A 21582-nucleotide genomic window follows, 5' to 3' on the forward strand; every position below is an offset into this window, starting at 1 on the left:
GCGGAAGCGTAGAATCTGCGCCCCTTATGGCCGTCCCGGCCCGCACAAGGCCGCAAATGAGTTCCGACGCCCCCACAAGTCCGCTGTTCACCGACCTCGGCCTGCCACAGCCGCTGCTGCAGGCGCTCGCCGCCGTCGGCTACGAGGCCCCCTCGCCGATCCAGGCGGCCACCATCCCGCCGCTGCTCGCCGGCCGCGACGTGCTGGGCCAGGCCCAGACCGGCACCGGCAAGACCGCCGCCTTCGCGCTGCCGGCGATGGCTCGCCTGGATCCCGCCGCGCGCAAACCGCAGGTGCTGGTGCTGGCACCGACCCGCGAGCTCGCGATCCAGGTTGCCGAGGCCTTCCAGAAGTACGCCGCCTTCCTGCCCGGCTTCCAGGTGCTGCCGATCTACGGCGGCCAGGGCTACGGCCCGCAGCTCGCCGCCCTGCGCCGCGGCGTGCAGGTGATCGTCGGCACCCCGGGGCGGGTGATCGACCACCTCGAGAAGGGTTCGCTGGACATCTCCGAGCTGCGCCTGCTGGTGCTCGACGAAGCCGACGAAATGCTGCGCATGGGCTTCATCGACGACGTCGAAGCGGTGCTGGCGCGCACGCCGGAAAACCGCCAGGTCGCGCTGTTTTCGGCGACCATGCCGCCGCCGATCCGGCGCATCGCACAGACCTACCTGCGCGACCCGGTCGAGGTCGCGATCAAGTCCGCCACCAGCACCGCGCGCAACATCCGCCAGCGCTACTGGATGGTCAGCGGCACCAACAAGCTCGATGCGCTGACCCGCATCCTCGAGGCCGAGCCCTTCGACGGCATGATCGTGTTCACGCGCACCAAGATCGCGACCGAGGAACTCGCGGAAAAGCTGCAGGCGCGCGGTTTCGCCGCGGCCGCGATCAACGGCGACATCGCCCAGGCCCAGCGCGAGCGCACCATCGCCCAGCTGAAAGACGGCAAGGTCGACATCCTGGTGGCGACCGACGTCGCCGCGCGCGGCCTGGACGTCGACCGCATCAGCCACGTGCTGAACTACGACGTGCCCTACGACACCGAGAGCTATGTCCACCGCATCGGCCGCACCGGCCGCGCCGGGCGCAGCGGCGAGGCGATCCTGTTCATCGCCCCGCGCGAGCGCAACCTGCTGCGCGCGATCGAGCGCGCCACGCGGCAGCCGATCGAGCAGATGGACCTGCCGAGCGTGGAGACCGTGAACGACGCCCGCATCGTCAAGTTCAAGCAATCGATCACCGAGACCCTGGCCACCGGCGAACTGGGACTGTTCCGGTCGCTGGTCGAGGACTACGAGCGCGAGCACAACGTCCCCGCCGTCGAGGTGGCCGCGGCGCTGGCGAAGATGGCGCGCGGCGACGTGCCGCTGCTGCTCGAGCCGCCGCGGCGCGAGCAGCGGCCGCCACCGGCCTTCGGCCAGGAACGCGACCGCGGTGAGCGCCCGGCGCGCCACGACCGTCCGGACCGCCCGGAACGCCCGGCCTTCCCGAAGAAGGAGCGCGTGGCCCGCGCGCCCTCGCCGGGCATGCAGACCTTCCGCGTCGAGGTCGGCTACGACCACGGGGTGAAGCCGGGCAACATCGTCGGCGCGATCGCCAACGAGGCCAACATCGAGTCGAAGCACATCGGCCGCATCGAGATCTTCGAGGACCACAGCCTGATCGACCTGCCCTCGGGCATGCCGTCGGAAACCATGGCCCACCTCAAGGGCGTGTGGTGCGCGGGCCAGCAGCTGCGGATCACCGTGGACGGCGAGCCACCGGACACCAGCGGGGGCAAGTCGGCGGGCCGCAAGCCGTTCGTGAAGAAGGCCTTCGAGAAGAAGCCGTTCCCGCCGCGCAAGCCGCACCGCAAGGGGCCGGCACCGCCGCGCTAGGCGGTCTTCAGACCGCGGCGACCCTGCTGCGCGCGTCGCTGTCCGCGCCTGAGGACGACAGGCGCTCGGGCAGGTCCTCGACCACGGCCCGAGGAAGCTCGTGCACGCAGACGCGGTTGCGTCCCTCGCGCTTGGCGCGATAGAGCATGCGGTCGGCCTGCGACATCATCGAGGTCAGGTCGCGCCCGGCCAGCTCGCTGCAGGTGACGCCGAAGCTCGCGGTGACGGTGAACACGTGGCCGCTTTCCGCCGAATCGATCGCCGCCAGCCGCGCCCTGCACTCCTCGGCGACGTGGCGCGCGCGCGCGATGTCGGCGCCGGGGATAAGGATCGCGAACTCCTCGCCGCCGATGCGCGCGAAGCAGTCGCGTGGCGTGCACAGCGCGCGGCAGACCTCGACCACCCGCACCAGCGCCCAGTCGCCGGTGGCATGCCCGAAGCCGTCGTTGATGAGCTTGAAGCCGTCCAGGTCGAACATCACCAGCGACACCGGCTCGTCCCCGGGCGCGGTGAACAGCTGCTTCGCGCGCTGGGTGAAGAAGTGGCGGTTGCGGGCACCGGTCAGCGGGTCGTTCTCGGCGAGATGGCGCAGCGAGCGCTGCATGCGCTTGGTCTTGTAGGCCCAGTAGCAGATCGTGGCCAGCGCCACCAGCAGGAGCAGCACCAGCAGCCGCGAGTTGGTCGCCTCCTGCTCCTGCACCCGCTGCTGCAGCCGGAGGAGCTCGTTCTGCTGGTTGAGCAGCTCGATCTGCTGGTTCTTCTGGCTCGTTTCCTGGCGCACGATCTGATACGCCAGTTCGCGCGTCTTGACCTCGTTGAGCCAGGCCTTGTCGGCTTCGGCATACTTGCGGAAGTACTCCAGCGCTTCCTGTGGACGCCCCGCGCGCTCGGCGATCACGTACAGCACGCGGTAGGCGTCGGCGATGGCCCGGGCGCCGTCGATGCCGGCGGCCTGCGCAACGGCGGCCTCCGCGTTGCGCGTGGCGCCCTGGATGTCGCCGCTCTCCTCCAGCAGCACCGACAGCAGCGACCGGTATTCGGCCACCAGCCACGGGTAGCCGATGGCCGTGACCTTGTCGACGGTCTGCTGCAGCAGCGTGATCGCCTCGCTCGGCCTGCCGGTGGCCGCCAGGTGCCGCGCGAGGTTGGTGCGGATGATGCCGGCGACGACACCCTCCCCGATCGCCTCGCATTTCGCGAGCATCTCCCGCGCGCTTGCGTCGTCCTCGCCCAACTGGCCCAGCCGCAGACGCGCCTCGAGGCTGAAATGGCCGGCGAAGCAGGCCGCGCGCGGCGCCGGCGCATCGGCCAGGGTCTCGGCGGCATAGGTCTTGGCGAGCGTGTATTGCCCGAGCTGGTTGTACAGCGCCGCCGCCACGTTGGTGCCGTCGTGGCGGATGTCGCGGTCGTCCACCTCGTGGCGCTTCGGCAGCGTCTTCTCGAGGAAGCGCAGCCCCTCGGCGAAGTCGCGGTTGATCGCGAAGCTGTTGGCCACCAGCGACCCGGCGCGGAAGCGCAGGTCCGGGTCCGCCGCCTCGTGGAACAGGGACTGCGCGCGCGCGATGCCCGCGGTGACGTCGTTGCCGAACACGATCAGCCAGTACGCGCGCAGGTACTGGAGCTGCTGCAGCTCCGCCAGGTCGAGCGAGTCGCGGCGGGCGTACAACTGCTCCAGCGCCTGTTCGAAGCGGACGCGGTCGGCGCTGCGCAAGGCGTCAGCCTGGGCCAGCAGCTCGCGGACCCCGGCCCTGTCGGCGGCCGCGGGGTCGTCCCCGGCGCGCGCCGGCACCATCGCCGCGCAGAGCGCGGCAAGGGCCAGGACGACAAAGGCGAATGCTCCCCGCACCATCGCTGCCGCTCACTCGCCGGCCGGCGAGCGATCCTCCCGGTCCGGATCCTCTTTGCCTTCACCCTCGTCCTCGCGGTCTGGCGAACGCAGGGGAACATCGTCGCTGTCGGGCGTGCAGATCGCGCAGACCATCCTCGGGCGCGCGCCGAGCAGGCCGGCGAGGCCGGCCGCGTCGCGGCGCAGGAGCGCATCGCGCAGCTCGGGAACGGCGTCGAGCGAATCCACGGCCTGGTTGTAGGCCGCGGGGGCGCCGTGGAGTGCCGGCGAACGGCCGATCGCGTCGAGGAACTGGATGGCTTGCGTCATGTCGCGTGTCTTCCTTGCAACGGAGGGGTGGATTCCACCGCGGCATCGAGCGCGGCGATGCGTGCGAGCATCGCCTCGTCGCGCCGCAGCGGAACCGCGGGAGGAACCACCAGGGTGGTCTGCAGGTCCATCCGCGCATCCGCCAGTGCCGACAGCGGCAACTCCTCGATGCGCGGCGTGGAGATCGGCAGGGTGGCGGCTTCGTACAGGGTGACCGGATGGTCGAGGGGATAGTCCTCGGCCAGGCGCTCCACCAGCAGTTGCCGGTAGGCCCGCCCGGTAGTCAAACGGGTCGTGGAGCGATCCCCGGCCACGGCGACCTGCCACAGCACCAGGCAGGCGGACGGATCCACCCTCCGGCGGTAGAACATGAACTGGCTGGCCTCGAAATGCTGGCAGCCGTGCATGCCCGGGTCGATGCCGAGATCGGCATAGAGGCAGTCCTCGGCGGAAACGCCGGGCTCCATGACGGCGTCGAAGCCTTCGCTGCGGGCCTGCGCGATGGCACGGTGCGGCACCAGCGCGAACACGCCGGGATGGCCGTAGAACGCGCCGCACACGCGGCGTCCGGCGCGGACCTCGGCCAGCATGGCATCGACCATTTCGCGATAGGTCTCGTGCCGCGACTTGCCCTCGGCATAGAGCGGCTGCAGGCTGCGGACATCGGCGTGCATCTGCTGCAGCCAGAGTTCGACCAGGGGATCGGAGACGGCGGCGAACACGACCTCGGCCTGTTCGATGGTCGCACGGGCGCGGGGGCCGATATGCGCGCCCAGCATCATCCCTGTACCGACACAGGCAAGACTTCCAGCCACTGCCCAGCCCCCTTGGCCATTCAGGCCGTGATCGGGCGAGCCTAGCAAACATCGCCCGGGGCGTCAGCCCGGGGGCTCAGGGCCCCAGGACGTGGATGACCTCCTCGAGCGGCGGCCAGCCCAGCAGTGGCGCCAGCCACCAGTAGGCGGCGACCACGATCAGGACCCAAAGCGCCAGCTTCAGCACCACGCCGGCGACCTTGAACGCCAGGTAGAGGCCGATGATGATCGCGACCAGGCCGAGCCAGCTCATGCGCGGGGACTGCCGCAGATCGGAATGACGGTGGTCGGTGCAGGCCGGGACGTTCGCATCAGCGCATTCTACGTTCGGCGCGGGGTTGGCGCTGCGCCCCTGGCAACGGCCGCGCTATCCTGTCGCGATGACGATCGCCTGTGACGTGCTGGTCATCGGAGCCGGCGCCGCGGGGCTCATGTGTGCGCTGACGGCCGGACGCCGCGGCCGGCAGGTGCGCGTGGTCGAGCGCGCCAACAAGCCGGGCAAGAAGATCCTGATGTCGGGCGGTGGCCGCTGCAACTTCACCAACACCGGCACCGGTCCCGCGAACTTCGTCTCCGCCAACCCGCACTTCTGCAAGTCGGCGCTGGCGCGCTATGCGCCTGCCGATTTCATCGACATGGTCGACCGCCACGGCATCGCCTGGCACGAGAAGGAGCTCGGCCAGCTGTTCTGCGACGACTCCTCGAAACAGATCGTCCGCATGCTGCTCGACGAGTGCGCGGACGCGGGGGTCGTCGTCGACGTGGGCTGCGAGATCCACGGCGTGGTGCGCGAAGACGAAGGATTCCGGATCGACACGGCCCGCGGGCGCATCGCGGCGCAGTCGCTGGTGGTGGCCAGCGGCGGCCTGTCGATCCCCAGCCTTGGTGGCAGCGGCCTGGGTTACGCGCTGGCGCGCCAGTTCGGCCACGCGGTGCTGCCCACGCGCGCCGGACTGGTGCCGCTGGTGCTCACCGGCTCCCACGCAGAGCGCCTCGAGGGCCTGAGCGGCGTGGCCCTCGAGGTCGAGGCCGAAAGCGGCGGACAGTCCTTCCGCAATGCCATGCTCGTCACCCACCGCGGCCTCAGCGGCCCGGCCATCCTGCAGGTGTCCTCGTACTGGGACGCGGGCGAACCGATCGCGATCAACCTTCTTCCCGGCGTGGACGCCCTCGCCTTCCTGCGCGAACAGCGGGCCGCGCGGCCCGCCAGCGAACTGCGCACGGTGCTTGCCGAGCGCATGCCGCGACGCTTCGCCCAGCGCCTGTGCGAGCGCTGGCTTGGCGACCGGCCCTTGCGGCAGTTCGACGAACCGGCGCTGGCGCGTGCGGCAGCGGCGCTGTCGGCCTGGCCGGTAGCGGCCAGCGGCACCGAGGGCTACCGCACGGCCGAGGTCACGCTCGGCGGCGTCGACACCGACGGCCTGTCATCGACGACGCTGATGTCGCGCAGCGTGCTGGGCCTGTACTTCATCGGCGAGGTCGTCGACGTCACCGGATGGCTGGGCGGCTACAACTTCCAGTGGGCCTGGGCATCGGGCCACGCCGCCGGCAACGCCGCCTGATCAGGGTGCGGCCTCGTAACTCGTCGCGGCACACAGCTGGGTGTCTTCCGCGGTAGCCGCGGGAATGCCGTCGCCCTGCAGGGCAACCAGCTTGACCACGCGGATGCCCGCCTCCTCGTAGCTGGCCAGCGCCAGGAAGCCGGTCTTCATGCTGCCGCAGAAGGCCTGGCCGTCGTCGGCGCGGGTTTCATCGAGCACGCGGCGCAGTTCGACCGGTCGTCCGGCGTCGACCATCATCACGTCGGCATAGCGCTGGCCGGCGGTGAACTCGTCGCCACCGCGGACGATGGCCACGCGCTCGGTCAGGAAGCCCGCGCCGTTGTCGCCGGTGATGCGGGAGTCCTCGATCCGCAGGGCGCCGGTCATCGCCCGGGACACCCGGTCGGCGGCGTCGAAGCGGCCAAGCGCGACCGGCTGCAGCGTCGGCGGCGCGGCACGCTCGATCGGCGCGTTGGTGGTATCGGGCTCAAGCGAGGATCGCGGCGCAGGGGGCGGCGCGCTGGTGGCAGGCGGCTGGTCGGTACCGGATGCGGAAACGACCTCGTCGCGCGCGCAGCCCGCGGCTGCCAGGCAGGCGAGAGCGATCAGGGCCAGGACGGGACGGCGGGAGCTGTGGGCCAAGTGGGGGTCCGGATATTCGAGGAGGGGCGACCGCCGATGATAAGCGCCTGGCGTTCACTTCGCGTCAGGGGTCGACCCGAGGGTCCGGCGGCGACAACGGCAAGGCCGGCGTGTTCTCGCTCAGGATGCGCAGGCTTTCCTCTTCGCGGCGGCGGCGTTCGGCGGCGGCCTCCGGATCCTCGGCTTCGGCGTCGGCACCGGTCTCCGGGACACGCAGCGACGCACCGGGCACCCCATGGAGCGTCGCCGGGGCCGCCGCCGCCGTGCCCGGCCTGCACTCGGCCTGCAGGGACGCGGCTGCGGGCGCGTCCGCAGCGACTTCCTGCACCCGCACCGCGAGCCCCGACACGTCACCGTGTGCGGCAAGCCGCCGGCAGGCTTCCGACAGCGTGGCGTGGCCCGCGCTGCGCGAAGACACCAGCAGCAGCAAGGTCATGCGATCGACCCAGCCGGCGCCGCGGACGCCGGGCATCGCGGCCAGCCCGCGCCGCGCCTCCTCGCGGCGCACGGCGCTGCCGCGATCGGCGAGCAAGGCATCGCGATGCACCTGGGCGCCGAGGTCGGCAAGGCGTGCCGTGGCCGCTTCGCCATCGCCGGCGCGCGCGTCGCGGCCAATGGCCTCGACCTCGTCGGCCGCCACCGCGGCGGCTGGACCCACCGCCTCGGCCGCCAGCAACGCCGTCGGTGGTTGCCGCGATGGCGGTGACGATTCCGCTGGCGTCAGCGCCGGCGCGGCGTCCACTTCCGGCCCGGCCCGCGGACCGATCCAATCGCGCACATGGCGATATCCAAACCAGGGCAGCACCAGCAACAGCACCACCACCACCCAGAAGACGCGGCGCGCATGGCGCCGGCGGAGATGCGCGGAACGGTCGGGCCAGTGCGGCGCCTTTGGAGGGCGCCGCCGGCTCACGTCCCGGCTTTCCACAGCAGCACCACCGGAAGCGCCACCAGCGCCAGCAGGAACAGGACGCCAACCGCTACCGCGACCACCTTGGCAGGCTCGCGCCGCAGCACGTCGGCAAAGGTCTCGGCGCTGCCGTCGCGCAGCGCTTCGGCGTGGGCGGCGCGCGCGCGCGCCTGGCGCGCAGCCTGGTAGTCGTCCATCAGCCGCCGCGCACGCGGGAAGTCGGCGTCTTCGGAGATCCAGATGCCGCCGTGGGAAATGCCCCAGCGGCTGGGCCGGGTCTCGTGGAATTCGATGGCGTGCTCGCGCAGGAAGCCGCGAACATCGTCCGCCTCGTCCTCGGGCACCATCTTCATGTTGAGCAGCAGCTTGGCCATGCCGCAAAGGATACCGGGCCACGGGCCAGCCAGTCGTCGCGCCCGAACTCCCACCGGCACGGTTCGCCGGGCGCCGACCGCATGGCGGTGAATCCGGTGCGCCGCATCAGCGCGGCGGCGGCTTCGTGCCCCGGCGCATGCCGGGTCCACAGCCGGCGCAGGGCCGTCGCTGCGAACACCGCGTCGGCCAGGGCGGTGATCGCCGCGGTCGCAACGCCCGATCGCTGTGCCGCCGGCGCCAGCAGCACGCCGACCTCGGCGCTGGCGAAGGCGTCGTCCCCCAGCAGCGCGAGGATGCCGCCGGGTGCATGGGGGCCCTCCCCTCCCGGCAACAACCAATAGCCGCAGCGCGCGGGCCGGCGATCCAGCAGCCGCAGCACCCGGTCGAAGGCGGCTGCGGCCTCCACGGCATGCATCGGCGCGCCGACCTTGCCCATGGTGTCCGCGCAGCCGTACAGCGCGCAGTAAAGCGCGCGATCGCCGGACCCCAGGCGCTGCAGGGCCTGGCCGCCAACCAGGGGATCAGGCAGCCGCAGAGTCAGCCCTCCACGCCCAGGACGCGACGCAGGTTCGCGCGCGCGGCCCCATCCAGGCGTTCGTGGAAGAACGCGCTCAGGTAGATGCGTTCGCGGCGCAGCAGCCCGCGCAGGAAGCGGCGCCGGTTCAGGCGGTACAGCCAGCCCGGCACGGCGCCCCTGTATTCGTCGGCGATGGCGCGGTCATAGGCGTCGAAGGTCGCCACATCGGCCCCCAGGATCGCCATGTCGCAGTCGAGGAAATGGCGGCGGTCATCGCCATCCGGCCCGTCTCCCAGGTCTCCCGGCAGCAGCGTGCCGTGACGGGCGGTGAGTTCGATGAGCTTGACGGTGTGCGTTACATCAAGGCCTGCGTCCGGCAGCCAGCGCGCGATGTCCGCGGCCGCCAACGCCGCCGAGCGCGCCTCGTTGTCGCGCCGTCCGGCCTCGTACACCGCATCGTGGTACAGCACCGCCAGCCAGGCCTCACGCGGGCGCGACCATCCGGGCCCGGCGGCGACGGCATCGAAGTGCGCGAGCACCGACTCCACGTGGCCGAAGTGGTGGTAGGCGCGCGGCGGCCTGGAATACGCCGCGCGCAGCGCGTCGAGCATGCCCGGCGGCAGCGGGATCAGCTCGCGCATGCCGCCGTCCGCTGCCTGCGCAGTGCAAGCGCCACGCGCCCGAACACGGGCGACAGTGCCCGTCGCGCATCCCCTCCCGACAGTGCGGCCAACGCCGCCTGCACGCCCTCTTCGTCGTCATCGGGCGCCTCGCCGGTCCAGGCGAAGGCGATGCGGTTGCTCATTTTTGCTTCTCCCACCAGCAGCACATGCCCGGCGCCAAAGGCCTGGCGCAGACGCTCGACATAAACTGCGGGATCGTCGCCGTGCAGGTTGCTCGCCATCACGCCGCCGGGCAGGAGCGCATCGCGGCAGGCCTGGAGGAAGGCCGGGGTCGACAGTGCCTCGGGGATTCCGTGCGCGTCATAGCCATCGACGAGCAACAGGTCGTAGCGCGCAGGGCGGGCGGCGATGAAGCGCGCGCCGTCGTCGAGCGTCACCTCCAGCCGCGAATCGTCGTCAGGAATGCCGAACGCGCGGCGCAGGGCCAGCACCCCCGGGTGGTTCTCCACCACCTGCAGGCACGCCTGCGGCAGGTGGCGATGCAGGAACTTCACCTGCGACCCGCCACCCAGGCCGACGATGCCGATCCGCCCTGGCCGCGGCCGCCACAGCAGCGCCGCCAGCATGGTGCGGGTGTAGTCGATCAGCAGGTGGTCGGGGGCATCGCTGCGCATCCGGCTCTGGGTCTGGCCGCGGATGAAGTGCAGCGATACATAGCCGTTGTACTGGCGCACGCGTGCCGGGCGCAGGCGCAGCCCGGTGGGGTCGAGCGGCCCCGCCCCGCGCAGCCGCGCCACGGCCTCCGTCAGCCGGTGCCACCAGGAATTTCCAACTGCCACGCCCACCTCCGTCGCCATCGCCGCGAGCCTAGCGCAGCGGGCTTGCCGGCGTCAGCGCAGCTGGCTGTCCTTGCTGCCACGCCGGTTGTAGCTGCCGGGGCCGGACTCATCCTCGTCGGACGCAGCCTGGCAGGCGATGCACAGGCGCACCCCGGGCACGGCTTCGCGGCGCGCCTGGGGAATGGTCTCCCCGCACTCTTCGCAGTCCTCGCGCCCGGGCCCGGAGCCCAGGCGGCTGCGCGCCCGCTGGATCGCATCCTTCACGGTCGCGTCGATCTGTTCCTGCACAGCGCCGTCTCCGGCCCAACCGGTGGCCATGCCGCATCTCCACGGGGATTGACTACAACCGGTTATCGGGGCGCAGCCGTCGCGGGACAAGACCAGGCTCCCTGGAGTCGTGGCACGCGTTTTGCTTGCATTGATGTTCATGACATGCCCACGGACCACTGTCGCCACCCGCAACCGCCGCGTTGCGGGGGTCGCGCTGGCGCTTCTGGCCTGCTTCGGCCCGCGCGCAGGCGCCGCGGACCTGCTGCGTCTGGAGTCCTACGGTCCAGACCAGGGGCTGCCGCAGTCGACGGTGATGGCGCTGGCCAACGACGACCAGGGGTTCCTGTGGGTGTCCACCCAGGACGGGATCGCCCGTTTCGACGGCCACCGCTTCCAGGTCTGGCGCGGCGAAGGCGAGGCGCAGCACCGGTCCTCAGCCGCCCATGGGCTGGTCAGCGGCAGCATCGACGCGCTTGCCTTCGACACCGCCCACCGTCGCCTGTGGCTCGGCAGCAACGATTCCGGCGTCGAAGTGCTGCACCTGCCCGACTGGTCGCGGATCCGCATCGACCGGGAGTCCGGCCTGTCCCACCACCAGATCACGCGGATCGCGCTCGATGATGCGGGCGGGGCCTGGATCGGCACCGGGCACGGCCTGGACCACGCCGCGCCGGACGGGACGGTGACGCGCCTGGGCGGCGACGCGGGCATCGTCGGCATCGCGCGGCTGTCGGGCACCGGCGTGGCGGTGGCGCTGGGTCGCGATTGCCGCGTATGGCGGGCCACCCGCGCCGCCATGGACCTGCTGGCGACGCTGCCCGGAACGTCCGGCGACTGCATCGCGCTGCAGGCCGGCCCCGAAGGCGCCTGGCTCGCAAGCGAGCACGCCGGCGTATTCCTGCTGGATGCCCACGACGGTCGCATACTCCGTGCGCTGCCGCCCGCCGGACTGCTGCGCAACGCCCATCCAGTCGCCCAGCCGGTCACCACCCTGCTCCGTCGCCGCGACGGCAGCCTGCTGGTAGGCATGCGTGACGGCAGCGTCGCGCGCATCGCGGGTCCCGCGGCCACGCCGGCGCCGCTGCGACTCGACCGGCAGCTGGACAGCGCGGTGACCGTGCTGCATGAAGACCCGGAGGGCGCGCTGTGGATCGGCAGCTACACCTCGGGCCTGCACTATGCGCGCCCGCTGTCGACGCTGGTCCGCGCCGGCAGCGCCGAAGCCGGCGCCACCGGAGGATGGCCTCGCGGCAGCATGCGCGCGATCTGGCGCGACGGCGGACACACCCTGCTCGGCACCGACGCCGGCCTGCTGGAGCGCCGGGGCGGCACCCGGGACTGGCGCGAGATCCCCGGCTTCAGCGGCCAGTCCGTGCGCGCCATCGCCCGCGCCAGGGATGGCGGCTGGTGGATCGGCAGCCATGACGGGCTCTGGCATTGGCCCGGCCACGGTTCGCCGCGCGCCGTGCCCGGCCTGCCCGACCGCCGCATCGATGTCTTGCTGATCGAGGGCGATGACGGCTGGATCGGCACCCGCGGCGGCCTGGCCCGGATGCGCGACGGCCGCATCGTCGACGACCCGACGCTCGCACCGCTGCTCACCAGCCATGTGACCGCGCTGGTGCGCGCCGGCAAGCACCTCTGGATCGCGACCAATGCCGACGGCCTCTGGCGACTGGACCCGGATGCCCCGGCGGCGCCGGTATCGCCCGACGCGCTGCACCGCTCCCTGTGGTCGCTCGCCCTGGACGACCAGGCCGCTCTCTGGGCCGGCAGCTATTCGCGCGGCGTCTACCGCATCGACCCCGCCACCTCCGACGTTCGCAACTACAGCGAGCAGGACGGGCTGGGCAGCAACGTCGTCTATGCGCTGATGCCCGACAACCTCGGCCGCCTCTGGGTCAGCACCAACAACGGCATCTCCGTCATCGATCCCGGCAGCGACAACGTCCAGGTACTGGGCCCCCGCGACGGCCTCGTCAACCGCGAATACAACAGCAGTTCCGCCCACCGCAGCGCCGACGGACTGCTGTACTTCGGCGGCACCCGCGGCATCGATGTGCTCGACCCCTCCGGCCTGCCGCGCCGCAGCCCGCCCGCGCGCCCGGTGCTGACCACCCTGCGCACCGCATCGCTGGACGCCAACGGCAGCGGCCCGCGCGAGACCGATATCGTCTATGCCGACCAGGTGCAGCTCGCCCACGGCGAGCGCATGGTCACCGTGCAGATGGCCGCGATCGACTTCGGCGCGCCCGACGCCGCAAAGCTCCGCTACCGCGTACTTGGCCTGCACGGTGACTGGATCTACCCGCATGCCCCGCGGGCCGAGTTCTCGGTAACCGACTTGCCGCCAGGGCGCTACGTACTGGAAGCCGAGGCTGCGGGTCGCGACGGCCACTTCGGCCCGCCGCGGCGCTTGCGGATCGACATGGCGCCCCCCTGGTGGCGCCACCCGGCAGCCTATTCCGCCTACGTGCTGGCCCTGCTGTTGCTGCTGGCGCTGATCGCGCTTCGCGTCGACGCCGCCATGCGGCGCGAACGCAGGCAGGTGGAGCTGCTGGAGCGCACCGTCACCGAGCGCACCGCGCAGTTGCAGCTCGCCAACCAGCGCCTGAGCCGCACCAACGCCGAACTCAGCATCGCGACCCGCCGCGACCCGCTGACCCGCATCTCCAACCGCCGCGACCTGCAGGACTGGCTCGGACGCGAAGCCGCCTCGCTGCGCCGACGCACCGAGGCCGCCGACGGCAGCGGCAGCCGGCTGGTGTTCCTGATGATCGACATCGACGACTTCAAGCGCGTCAACGATGCCCATGGCCACCAGGCCGGCGACGAGGTGCTGGTGCACTTCGCCGACCGCTTGCGCCTGCTCAGCCGCGACGACGACCTGCTGGTGCGCTGGGGCGGCGAGGAGTTCCTGCTGATCTCGCGCTTCACCCGCCTGGAGGACGCCGCGGTGCTCGCCGAGCGCATCCGGGAGGCGATCGCCATCCAGCCGATCCGCCTCGGGCGTGGACTCGCGCTCGACCTCACCTGCTCGATCGGATTCGCACCGTGGCCGTTCGCGCTCGAATGGCCCGAGCTCGGCGACTGGAGCGCCTGCGTGGGCCTGGCCGACCGCTGCCTGTATGCCGTCAAGCGCAGCCGCAAGAACGGCTGGATGGGCGTGGTCCCCGGCGATGCCGTCGAGCCCGATGCCATCCGCGCGCTGCTGGCCGGCACGCATCCCAGCGAGGTGGGCACCCGCACCGCGCGCGTGCTGCAGTCGGACGATCACGGGACCGGATTTGTCTGAACAGCCGGCTGGGCCGGCTTCACGACCTCGTGCGACCATGCCCGCCATGCGAATGAAGATCCTGGCATCCGTCGCCATCCTGCTGCTGCCGCTCGCCCTGGCAGGCGCTGCGCCGGCACAGGCGCAGGGTGTTCCCCAGACGCCCGTCGAGGACAGAAATGAGCTCGGTCCCGAGGACCGCGAGCACGCCACGCAGGTGGCGGACCAGCAGCCGGGCATCGCCCGGGTCGAGAACCGGGTCGCCCTGAGCACCCGGCTGTCGGACCGCCTCGCCACGGCGACCACGCTGGCCGCAGACAAGGTCATGCGGCTGGTGGCCGCCCTGCCCTTGCTGCTGGTCGCCATCGTGGTGGTGATACTGGCCCGATGGCTCGGAAAATGGGCGGGCCGACGCGTGGGGAGGCGCATCGAGCAACGCAACTGGCAGTCCGAGAACCCCTATTTCGCCAGCCTGGTGCAGCAACTGGTGCAGTGGCTGGTGCTGCTGGGCGGCGTGCTGGTGGCGCTCGAACTGCTGGGCGCAACGGCCCTGGTGGGCGCGGTCATGGGATCGGCGGGCGTGATCGGACTCGCGCTGGGCTTCGCCTTCAAGGACATCGCCGAGAACTACGTCGCCGGCGTGCTGCTGAGCATCCGCCGCCCGTTCGCGCCCGGCGAGTTGCTGCGCATCGACGGCGCGCACGAAGGCCGCGTCGCGGCGCTTACCGCACGCGCCACCGTGCTGGTCACCGCCGATGGCAACCGCCTCACCCTGCCCAACGCGCTGGTGTTCAAGTCGGTGGTGCTCAATTTCTCGAGCAACCGCAAGCGGCGGCTGGACTTCGCGATCCCGGTCGACGTCTCCGAATCGATCCGCTGCGTGCAGGAACTGGCGCTGGAGGCGATCCGCCGCACCGAGGGCGTCATCGAGGACCCCGGCCCCTCCTGGACCGTCGAGGCCTACGACGCCAGCGCCATCACCCTGCGCTTCTTCGCCTGGGTGGACCAGGATGCAAGCGACCTCGGCAAGGTGCGTTCCGAGGCTATCCACGCCGCGCGCACACATCTGGCCGAGGCCGGCATCGCCACGCCGCGCAACATCCAGTACACCGCGATGCTGGCAGACGAGGCGCGCGCGCCCTCATCGCAGCCACCGCACACGGCGGACGATGCGGCGGGCGACACCTCGGTCAACAACGAACTCGACGCCCACCTGGCCGCCGAACAGCGTGCACACGCGGATGAGGACCTGCTGCCGGCCGAGCCGGCCGGGACGCCCGCTTCACCCCCCCAGGGTTTTCGGACTTTTCCTACCCCCTAATCGCCAGGACGCCGACATGCGGCCGGGTCGCGCAGGCGCATCCTGTCGATGCCCCGGCAGCACGGCCCTGCACCGGTCACGGATGCCGCTCAGCAACGGAACTGGCCGCGACCTTGAGCAAGTCGTGAAGCTGGGCCGGGGCGCCCCTAGCATCAGGTCACGCCAATGGTCGAGATCAAAGAGGTTGCGGCGGGATTCCAGGTCTCCGGCGCGCACTACGACGAGGTCTTCCACAGCCGTTTCAAGGCCACCATGGCCGCGCACGCCGTCGCGCTTGGCGACGCCACCACGGCGGGCCGCCCGGTGGCCATCACCATGCCGCTGGACTGGGGCGAGACGGTACTGGTCGAGCCGGGTCCCGGCACCAGCCGCGCCGCAAACAGGGCCTGAGCCCCGCGCCCTGGCGCCTGTCCGCGGAGCCGAAACCAAGGGTTGACCCGAGCAAGGGATCGCCCCGGCTGTCCTGCGGCCCGCATCCGGCGTCCAATGCCACCGCATACCACGGGAGAGGACGCGGGCCATGGACAACCATCTGATCAGCAGTGCATCACTGGCCATCAACGGCGGCGGCACGATCAAGCCCGCGGGCGAAGCGCCGACCACCCAGCGCACCACCGATGGCAAGGTGCGGTTCGAGAACGACGGCTACCGGATCACCGCCGGTGACGACAACCAGATCCTGATCCAGAACAAGAACACCGGCGAGCAGTACCGCATCTGGGGCGATCCCCATGTCGAGGTGGACGGCAAGCAGGCCTTCGACTTCTGGGGCCAGACCACGTTCATGCTCGACGACGGCACCAAGGTCACGATCGAGACCACGCCCTGGAACGAGGGCAAGAACGGCGCCACCATCGCTTCCAAGGTCACCATCACCGATGGCGAGTACACCGCCGAGATCAGCGGCGTCGACACCAACACCCGCGGCGACCTGGAGTTCCGCGAGTTCCACGGCGTCCACGCCACCGTGCATGAGCTCGCCACGCGCGACGGCAACATACTCTACGAAAACGCCAATGGTCGCGGCTTCGTCGCGCTCGACCACGATGGCCAGATGGTCGGCGTCGACCAGGCCTTCATCAACGCCACCGACGAGGTGAAGCAGGGTGCGGTGTCCTTCGCCCAGCACTACCGCGAGGCGATGCACATCTTCAAGAGCCTGGTTGCGATCGTGTTCTCCGGCGACCTGGTCTCGCACGAGCGCGATGTCGACCCGCGCCCGGACGTGCTGCCGGCCCCGATGCAGATCGAAAATCCCGCGCGCGACGCACCGGCCCTCGACGCCGGCGACGACTGGTCCTTCTCCTGGTCGTTCTCGTTCGACTTCACGATGGCCCGCCAGGCCTGACCGCCGCGCTCCGGCTGCGGCTCAGACGCCCGGTTCGCCGGGCGGCGGCATGTCGGCCGGGCGCGCACAGCCAGGCGTCGGACCGATGCCGTCGATGGTCAGCTCGGCGGCCAGCGGGAACACGGCGCCGGACATGCTGTCCTCGCAAGGTCCCGGCAGCAGGGTGACCGAGATCGAACCGGCGGCGTCGCCGGCATGGACCACGCGGGCGCCTTCGGCGGCGTTCTCGCTGTCGATCGTGAAGCGCCGGCCTTCGACATCCGGGCCGCTCAGCACGACTTCGCCGCCCTCCACGCGTGCCTGCCAGAACGGCTCGTTGGTCAGCACCACGAACTCCCCGGGCAGTGCGGATGCCGAGTCCGCTGGCTGCCGATCCGAAGGCAGGGCGGCCGCGACGTCATCGGCGTCGGGGAGTGCGTCCGGCGGCGGTGCGCCACGATCGCAAGCCGCGAGCGGCAGGGCCAGCACCAACAGCAGCGGGAGCAGTCTGGGGTTCATCACGTCGTCCTCGTGGGAGTCGAAGGCGCACAGCATGCCGCATCGGCGCGCGTGCGTCGTCAATGCGGACGCGCAAGCCAGCGCAGGAGGCCTTCGGCCGCCATCCGTCCGCTGGCGAAGCAGGCGGTCAGCAGGTAGCCGCCGGTCGGCGCCTCCCAGTCCAGCATCTCGCCGGCGGCGAAGGTGCCCGGGCGGGCGCGCAGCATCAGGTCGCCGTCCAGCGCCTCCAGGCGCACGCCGCCGGCGCTGCTGATCGCCTCGGCCAGCGGGCGTGGAGCACGCAGGCGCAGCGGCAGGCGCTTGGCCGCCACGGCCACCGCACCGGGATCGTGCATGGCGTCCGCGCCAATGACTTCGCGCAGCAACCCGGCCTTGGCGCCGTCAAGCCCGGAACTGCGGCGCAGGTGCTCGGAGACGCTGCGCTTGCCCCGGGGCCGTGCGAGTTCGCGCTGCAGGCGCGCAAGGTCGCGACCGGGCGCCAGGTCGAGCTCGAGTATCGCGTGGCCCTTGCGCGCGATCTCCTCCCGCAGGGTCGCCGAGATCGCGTAGACCAGGCTGCCCTCGATGCCGTGTTCCGACACCACGCATTCCCCCTGCAAGGCATGTTCGAGGCCGTCGGCGTCGCGCCAGTGCGCGATCACCGGCTTCAGCGGCGCACCCGCGTGGCGCGCGGCAAAGTGTGGCGACCAGTCGACCTCGAAGCCGCAGTTCGACGGCTGCAGCGGCGCGACATCGACAGCGGCATCGCGCAGCACGCCCTGCCAGGCGCCATCGGAACCCAGCTGCGGCCAGCTGCCGCCACCCAGCGCCAGCAGCGTGGCATCCGGGGCGAAATCGAACGCGCCGTCCGGCGTCGCGAAGCGCAGCGCTCCGTCTTCGTTCCAGCCAGTCCAGCGGTGGTGGACATGGATCCCGACGCCCTGCGACCGCAGTCTGCGCACCCAGCCGCGCAGCAGCGGCGCGGCCTTCAGGTCTTCCGGGAACACGCGCCCGGAGCTTCCGACGAAGGTTGCCACGCCCAGGCCCAGCGCCCACTCGCGCAGCGCGTCGGCGTCGAAGGCCGACAGCCAGCCCGCGACCGGTCCGGAGCGCTCGCGGTAGCGGCTGGCGAACACCTCCGGCGGATCGGAATGCGTGAGGTTCAGCCCGCCCTTGCCGGCGACCAGGAACTTGCGCCCGACCGAACCCTTGGCCTCGAAGACGTGGACTTCGCAGCCGGCCGCACGCAGCGTTTCGGCCGCGAACAGCCCGGCGGGACCGCCGCCGACCACGGCCACGCAGCGGCCGACCGCATGCACCGCGATCGCCGCGCCCACAGCCGGGGCTTCGTCCATCGCGGCCTCAGGCCTTGCGCAGGAAGCAGGTCTTGAGCACCAGGTCGCGGATCTTGTCCGAGTGACCCTCGATGTTCTCCGCATCGCCGTCGACCAGGCGGATGTTGCGGATCATCGTGCCCTGCTTGAGCGGGATCGAAGAACCCTTGACCTTCAGGTCCTTGATCACGACCACGGTGTCGCCGGCTTCGAGCGGGTTGCCGTTGACATCGCGCACGACCACCGCATCCGCGCCCGCACCCTCTGCGTCACCGGCGGCCCACTCGTGGCCGCAGTCCGCGCAGACGTGAAGAGCACCGTCGGGATAGGTGTTCTCAAGGCCGCATTGCGGGCAGGGGGGAATGGTGGCGGGCATGGGGACTCCGGGGATTGCGTGTGACCGCCCATTGTAGCCGGGCGCTCAAACTCCCTTGGGACCGCCCGCTGCCGGCCGGGTGCCGCGCACCCTGACCCGGGTCAAGCGGTGGAACGCCCCCTCAACGCGGCGCGCACCGCCGGCTCGGCCAGGAAACGCCCGACCTGGTACCACACCAGCAGCGCACCGCCGCCGATCAGCAGCGCGACCAGTCCGTTGCCGGGCTGCAGCGCGTACAGGGCAGCTGCCAGCCCCACGGTCGATGCCAGCCACGCCCAGGCCTGCCACCGTCCCAGCAGCGCCCGTCGCGTCTCGCGCCCGATGATCTCCCTGGCCTGTGCGGCCGGGATCCCGTACTCCTCGCTGATCACTTGCGGATGCATCGTGTGGCTGGCTCCTGTGGCTGTTCGGACGTACTACCTCGTTGCAATGGACGACGTGGGGTGGAGCGATTACGCCACGGATCGGCGCGCAAAGAAAGGTTCTTCTTCCAACTGAGGGAATGGCGCGCCATTGATACGGCGCAGGTGCCGGGTGCCAAGGCCCTTGAGTGCTCATGTCCCCCGGCGCTGGCCTGCGGCCATCGCCTCCTCCTTGACTTCCCCGCGAAGGCCTCCCGGCCACGACGGGGCCCTCCAGGTCACGGCGAGGCGTAGCGAAAGAAGCAGGCACTCCCCGTCGAAACCGTTTCCCCGGAGTTGGGAAATGAACCAAAAGGAAAGGGGGCGGATATCCCGCCCCCCTCCCGACTCACCAGATGCGGACGCGATCGTCCGGCGCGACCCACAGCGGATCGGCCTCGGTGACGCCAAACGCCTCGTACCAGGCGTCGATATTGCGCAGCGGCGCGAAGGCGCGGATGTGCCCCGGCGAATGCGTGCCGTTGACCAGCTGCTGGCGCAGCGCATCGTCGCGCCACAGCGTGCGCCAGACCTGCGACCAGCCCATGAAGAAGCGCTGCTCGCCGGTGAAGCCGTCGACCACCGGTGCTTCCTGGCCGTCGAGCGAACGGCGGTAGGCCTCGAGCGCGATGGTCAGGCCACCGAGGTCGCCGATGTTCTCGCCCATCGCCACCCGGCTGTTGATGTGCATGCCCGGCAGCTGCGGGAACTCGAAGGCTTCGTACTGGGCGCCGAGCTTCGTCGCCTGGACCTCGAACTTCGCCGCGTCTTCGGCCGTCCACCAGTCGCGCAGCAGGCCGGCACCGTCGGATTTGCGGCCCTGGTCGTCGAAGCCGTGGATGATCTCGTGCCCGATCACGCCGCCGATGGCGCCATAGTTCACCGCAGGATCCGCATCGGCATCGAAGAACGGCGGCTGCAGGATCGCGGCCGGGAACACGATCTCGTTCTTGACCGAGTTGTAGTAGGCGTTGACGGTCTGCGGGGTCATCCCCCACTCGCCCTTGTCCACCGGCTGGCCGATGCGCACCCGGCGGTACTCCCACTCGAAGGCGGCGGCGCGTTGGGCATTGCCGAACACGTCGCCGTTGGCCAGCTGCAGGCCGCTGTAGTCGCGCCAGGTATCGGGGTGGCCGATCTTCAGGCCGAAGCCGGCCAGCTTGGCCCGGGCTTCGGCCTTGGTTTCATCGCCCATCCATTCCAGCTGGTCCAGGCGCGCACCCATCGCCGCCTTCACGTTGGCGACCAGCGCGTCCATCTTGTCCTTGGCATCGGCCGGGAAGTACAGCTCCACGTAGTCCTCGCCGATCGCCTCGCCCATCGCCGAGGAGGCGAAGGACACTGCGCGCTTCCAGCGGGCGCCCAGCTCCGGCTGGCCGGACAGGAACTTGCTGCGGAACTCGAACTCGGCGTCGACGAAGGCGCTCGACAGCAGCGGCGCGGCGTTGTCGGTGGTGTGGAAGGCCTGCCAGGCCTTCAGGGTGTCGAGGTCGGTGTCGGCGAAGATCTTCGCGATCTTCGGCAGCGCGGTGTCCTGGCGGATCACGCCGGCATCGGCGTAGTCCACGCCGGCCGCGGCCAGGTAGGCCTGCCACGGGAAGCCCGGGGCGACGGCGTCGAGCCCGGCGAAGGTGACCGGGTTGTAGGTCTTGTCGCGGTCGCGGCTCTCGGCGCGCGTCCAGTGCGCTTCGGCGATCTTCGTCTCCATCGCCATGATCGCGTCGGCCCTGGCCGAAGGATCGTCCCAACCGGCCAGCTCCAGCAGCTGCGCGATGTACGCGACGTAGCGCTCGCGCTGCGGGGCGAACTTCTCGTCCAGGTACATCTGGCGGTCGCCCAGGCCCAGGCCGGACTGGCTCAGGTACAGGGTGTAGACATCCGGGTTGCGCTGGTCGTCGCCCACGTAGTGGCCGAAGAAACTGCCGCCCAGGGACGCGTTGCGCTGGCCCATCAGGCGCGCCATGCCGTCCTTGTCGTCAACCGCGCGGATGGCATCCAGGTGCGGCTGCAGCGGCTTGGCGCCCAGCGCCTCCACGGCGGCCTCGTCCATGAAGCCCTGGTACAGGGCGGCGAGCTTGGCCGCGTTGGCGGTGCCTGCCGGATCACCCAGGGCATAGCCCTCCAGCAGCTGGCGGACGCGCGCCTCCGACAGGTCGCGCAGGACCAGGAACGAGCCGTACATCGACTTGTCCGACGGGATTTCGGTGTTCGCCGCCCAGGTGCCGCTGACATAGGCGAAGAAGTCGTTGCCCGGCGCCACGGACGTATCCATGCCGGCGGTGTCGATGCCCCAGGTGCCGTAGCGTGTGGCGGCAACGGTGCCCGTGGTGGTCGCACCCTGCCCGGCGTCATCGACCAGGGCGAACAGGTGGCAGGCTTCGTCCAGGCAGCGTTCGTGGGCATTGGCACCCGCGGGGACGCCGACGGTGAGCGCGAAGGCGGTGGCAAGGCTGAGGATCGTCTTTTTCAAAGCGGGATTCTCCGGCG

General features: G+C 70.9%; 22 protein-coding genes. 6 read left to right on the forward strand and 16 right to left on the reverse strand.

The window, feature by feature from the left end; all coding sequences use genetic code 11:
- Positions 1-56: 56 nt before the first annotated feature.
- The gene (locus E2169_RS01935) at positions 57-1877 is read left to right on the forward strand and encodes a DEAD/DEAH box helicase (protein WP_132984927.1); all 1821 of its coding nucleotides are present in this window, start codon (positions 57-59) and stop codon (positions 1875-1877) included.
- Positions 1878-1884: 7 nt separating this feature from the next.
- Here E2169_RS01935 and E2169_RS01940 read toward each other — a convergent pair whose 3' ends face one another.
- From E2169_RS01940 to E2169_RS14175, 4 genes are all read right to left on the reverse strand, one after another.
- Positions 1885-3726 (reverse strand): sensor domain-containing diguanylate cyclase, encoded by a 1842-nt coding sequence (locus tag E2169_RS01940; RefSeq protein WP_132984928.1) that lies wholly within the window; start codon positions 3724-3726, stop codon positions 1885-1887.
- A gap of 9 nt (positions 3727-3735) precedes the next feature.
- On the reverse strand, positions 3736-4032 hold the full coding sequence (locus E2169_RS01945; protein WP_132984929.1) for a hypothetical protein: 297 nt from the start codon (positions 4030-4032) through the stop codon (positions 3736-3738).
- Positions 4029-4847 carry an SAM-dependent methyltransferase gene (locus E2169_RS01950; RefSeq protein WP_132984930.1) on the reverse strand — a complete coding sequence of 273 codons (819 nt, stop codon included), beginning with the start codon at positions 4845-4847 and terminating at the stop codon, positions 4029-4031. The genes E2169_RS01945 and E2169_RS01950 overlap by 4 nt, the downstream gene beginning before the upstream one ends.
- A 76-nt stretch (positions 4848-4923) precedes the next feature.
- The gene (locus tag E2169_RS14175; RefSeq protein WP_165942294.1) at positions 4924-5100 is read right to left on the reverse strand and encodes a hypothetical protein; all 177 of its coding nucleotides are present in this window, start codon (positions 5098-5100) and stop codon (positions 4924-4926) included.
- A 127-nt stretch (positions 5101-5227) separates the two neighbouring features.
- Here E2169_RS14175 and E2169_RS01955 point away from each other — a divergent pair, with 127 nt between their 5' ends.
- Positions 5228-6409 carry a BaiN/RdsA family NAD(P)/FAD-dependent oxidoreductase gene (locus E2169_RS01955; RefSeq protein ID WP_132984931.1) on the forward strand — a complete coding sequence of 394 codons (1182 nt, stop codon included), beginning with the start codon at positions 5228-5230 and terminating at the stop codon, positions 6407-6409.
- Here E2169_RS01955 and E2169_RS01960 read toward each other — a convergent pair whose 3' ends face one another.
- The 7 genes from E2169_RS01960 to E2169_RS01990 form a co-directional block, all read right to left on the reverse strand.
- Positions 6410-7030 (reverse strand): hypothetical protein, encoded by a 621-nt coding sequence (locus E2169_RS01960; RefSeq protein ID WP_132984932.1) that lies wholly within the window; start codon positions 7028-7030, stop codon positions 6410-6412.
- A 64-nt stretch (positions 7031-7094) separates the two neighbouring features.
- A complete protein-coding gene (locus tag E2169_RS01965; protein WP_132984933.1) occupies positions 7095-7943 on the reverse strand; it encodes a hypothetical protein in 849 nt (282 codons plus the stop codon).
- Positions 7940-8314: a DUF6164 family protein gene (locus E2169_RS01970; protein WP_132984934.1), complete on the reverse strand. Its 375-nt coding sequence runs from the start codon at positions 8312-8314 to the stop codon at positions 7940-7942. The genes E2169_RS01965 and E2169_RS01970 overlap by 4 nt, the downstream gene beginning before the upstream one ends.
- Positions 8290-8856 (reverse strand): GNAT family N-acetyltransferase, encoded by a 567-nt coding sequence (locus E2169_RS01975; protein ID WP_132984935.1) that lies wholly within the window; start codon positions 8854-8856, stop codon positions 8290-8292. Before E2169_RS01975 ends, E2169_RS01970 begins: the two co-directional genes overlap by 25 nt.
- Positions 8853-9473 carry a hypothetical protein gene (locus E2169_RS01980; RefSeq protein ID WP_132984936.1) on the reverse strand — a complete coding sequence of 207 codons (621 nt, stop codon included), beginning with the start codon at positions 9471-9473 and terminating at the stop codon, positions 8853-8855. Before E2169_RS01980 ends, E2169_RS01975 begins: the two co-directional genes overlap by 4 nt.
- A complete protein-coding gene (locus E2169_RS01985) occupies positions 9461-10294 on the reverse strand; it encodes a spermine/spermidine synthase domain-containing protein (RefSeq protein ID WP_132984937.1) in 834 nt (277 codons plus the stop codon). Before E2169_RS01985 ends, E2169_RS01980 begins: the two co-directional genes overlap by 13 nt.
- 51 nt (positions 10295-10345) lie before the next feature.
- Positions 10346-10612 (reverse strand): DksA/TraR family C4-type zinc finger protein, encoded by a 267-nt coding sequence (locus E2169_RS01990; RefSeq protein ID WP_132984938.1) that lies wholly within the window; start codon positions 10610-10612, stop codon positions 10346-10348.
- A gap of 109 nt (positions 10613-10721) precedes the next feature.
- On the opposite strand from E2169_RS01990, the gene E2169_RS01995 reads away from it, so the two are divergent.
- From E2169_RS01995 to E2169_RS02010, 4 genes are all read left to right on the forward strand, one after another.
- Positions 10722-13859 carry a ligand-binding sensor domain-containing diguanylate cyclase gene (locus E2169_RS01995; RefSeq protein WP_165942295.1) on the forward strand — a complete coding sequence of 1046 codons (3138 nt, stop codon included), beginning with the start codon at positions 10722-10724 and terminating at the stop codon, positions 13857-13859.
- Positions 13860-13905: 46 nt separating this feature from the next.
- Positions 13906-15159, forward strand: a complete 1254-nt coding sequence (locus tag E2169_RS02000; protein ID WP_165942296.1) for a mechanosensitive ion channel family protein — start codon at positions 13906-13908, stop codon at positions 15157-15159.
- 165 nt (positions 15160-15324) lie between these two features.
- Positions 15325-15549: a hypothetical protein gene (locus tag E2169_RS02005; RefSeq protein WP_132984941.1), complete on the forward strand. Its 225-nt coding sequence runs from the start codon at positions 15325-15327 to the stop codon at positions 15547-15549.
- Between the two features lie 130 nt (positions 15550-15679).
- Complete coding sequence (locus tag E2169_RS02010) at positions 15680-16507, forward strand: DUF1521 domain-containing protein (protein ID WP_132984942.1); 828 nt, start codon at positions 15680-15682, stop codon at positions 16505-16507.
- Positions 16508-16528: 21 nt separating this feature from the next.
- Here the strand turns inward: E2169_RS02010 and E2169_RS02015 are convergent, their stop codons facing one another.
- The 5 genes from E2169_RS02015 to E2169_RS02035 form a co-directional block, all read right to left on the reverse strand.
- Positions 16529-17005, reverse strand: coding sequence for a hypothetical protein (locus E2169_RS02015; protein ID WP_132984943.1), 477 nt, complete (start codon positions 17003-17005; stop codon positions 16529-16531).
- A 59-nt stretch (positions 17006-17064) separates the two neighbouring features.
- Positions 17065-18339, reverse strand: a complete 1275-nt coding sequence (locus tag E2169_RS02020; protein ID WP_132984944.1) for a TIGR03862 family flavoprotein — start codon at positions 18337-18339, stop codon at positions 17065-17067.
- Positions 18340-18346: 7 nt separating this feature from the next.
- The gene (locus E2169_RS02025) at positions 18347-18694 is read right to left on the reverse strand and encodes a zinc ribbon domain-containing protein YjdM (RefSeq protein ID WP_132984945.1); all 348 of its coding nucleotides are present in this window, start codon (positions 18692-18694) and stop codon (positions 18347-18349) included.
- A 101-nt stretch (positions 18695-18795) separates the two neighbouring features.
- A complete protein-coding gene (locus E2169_RS02030; RefSeq protein ID WP_132984946.1) occupies positions 18796-19077 on the reverse strand; it encodes a hypothetical protein in 282 nt (93 codons plus the stop codon).
- A gap of 367 nt (positions 19078-19444) precedes the next feature.
- A complete protein-coding gene (locus E2169_RS02035) occupies positions 19445-21565 on the reverse strand; it encodes a M13 family metallopeptidase (RefSeq protein WP_229659113.1) in 2121 nt (706 codons plus the stop codon).
- Positions 21566-21582 lie beyond the last annotated feature (17 nt).

The sequence above is a fragment of the Luteimonas terricola genome (assembly GCF_004352845.1).
In the GTDB taxonomy this organism is placed as follows: Bacteria; Pseudomonadota; Gammaproteobacteria; order Xanthomonadales; family Xanthomonadaceae; genus Luteimonas; species Luteimonas terricola.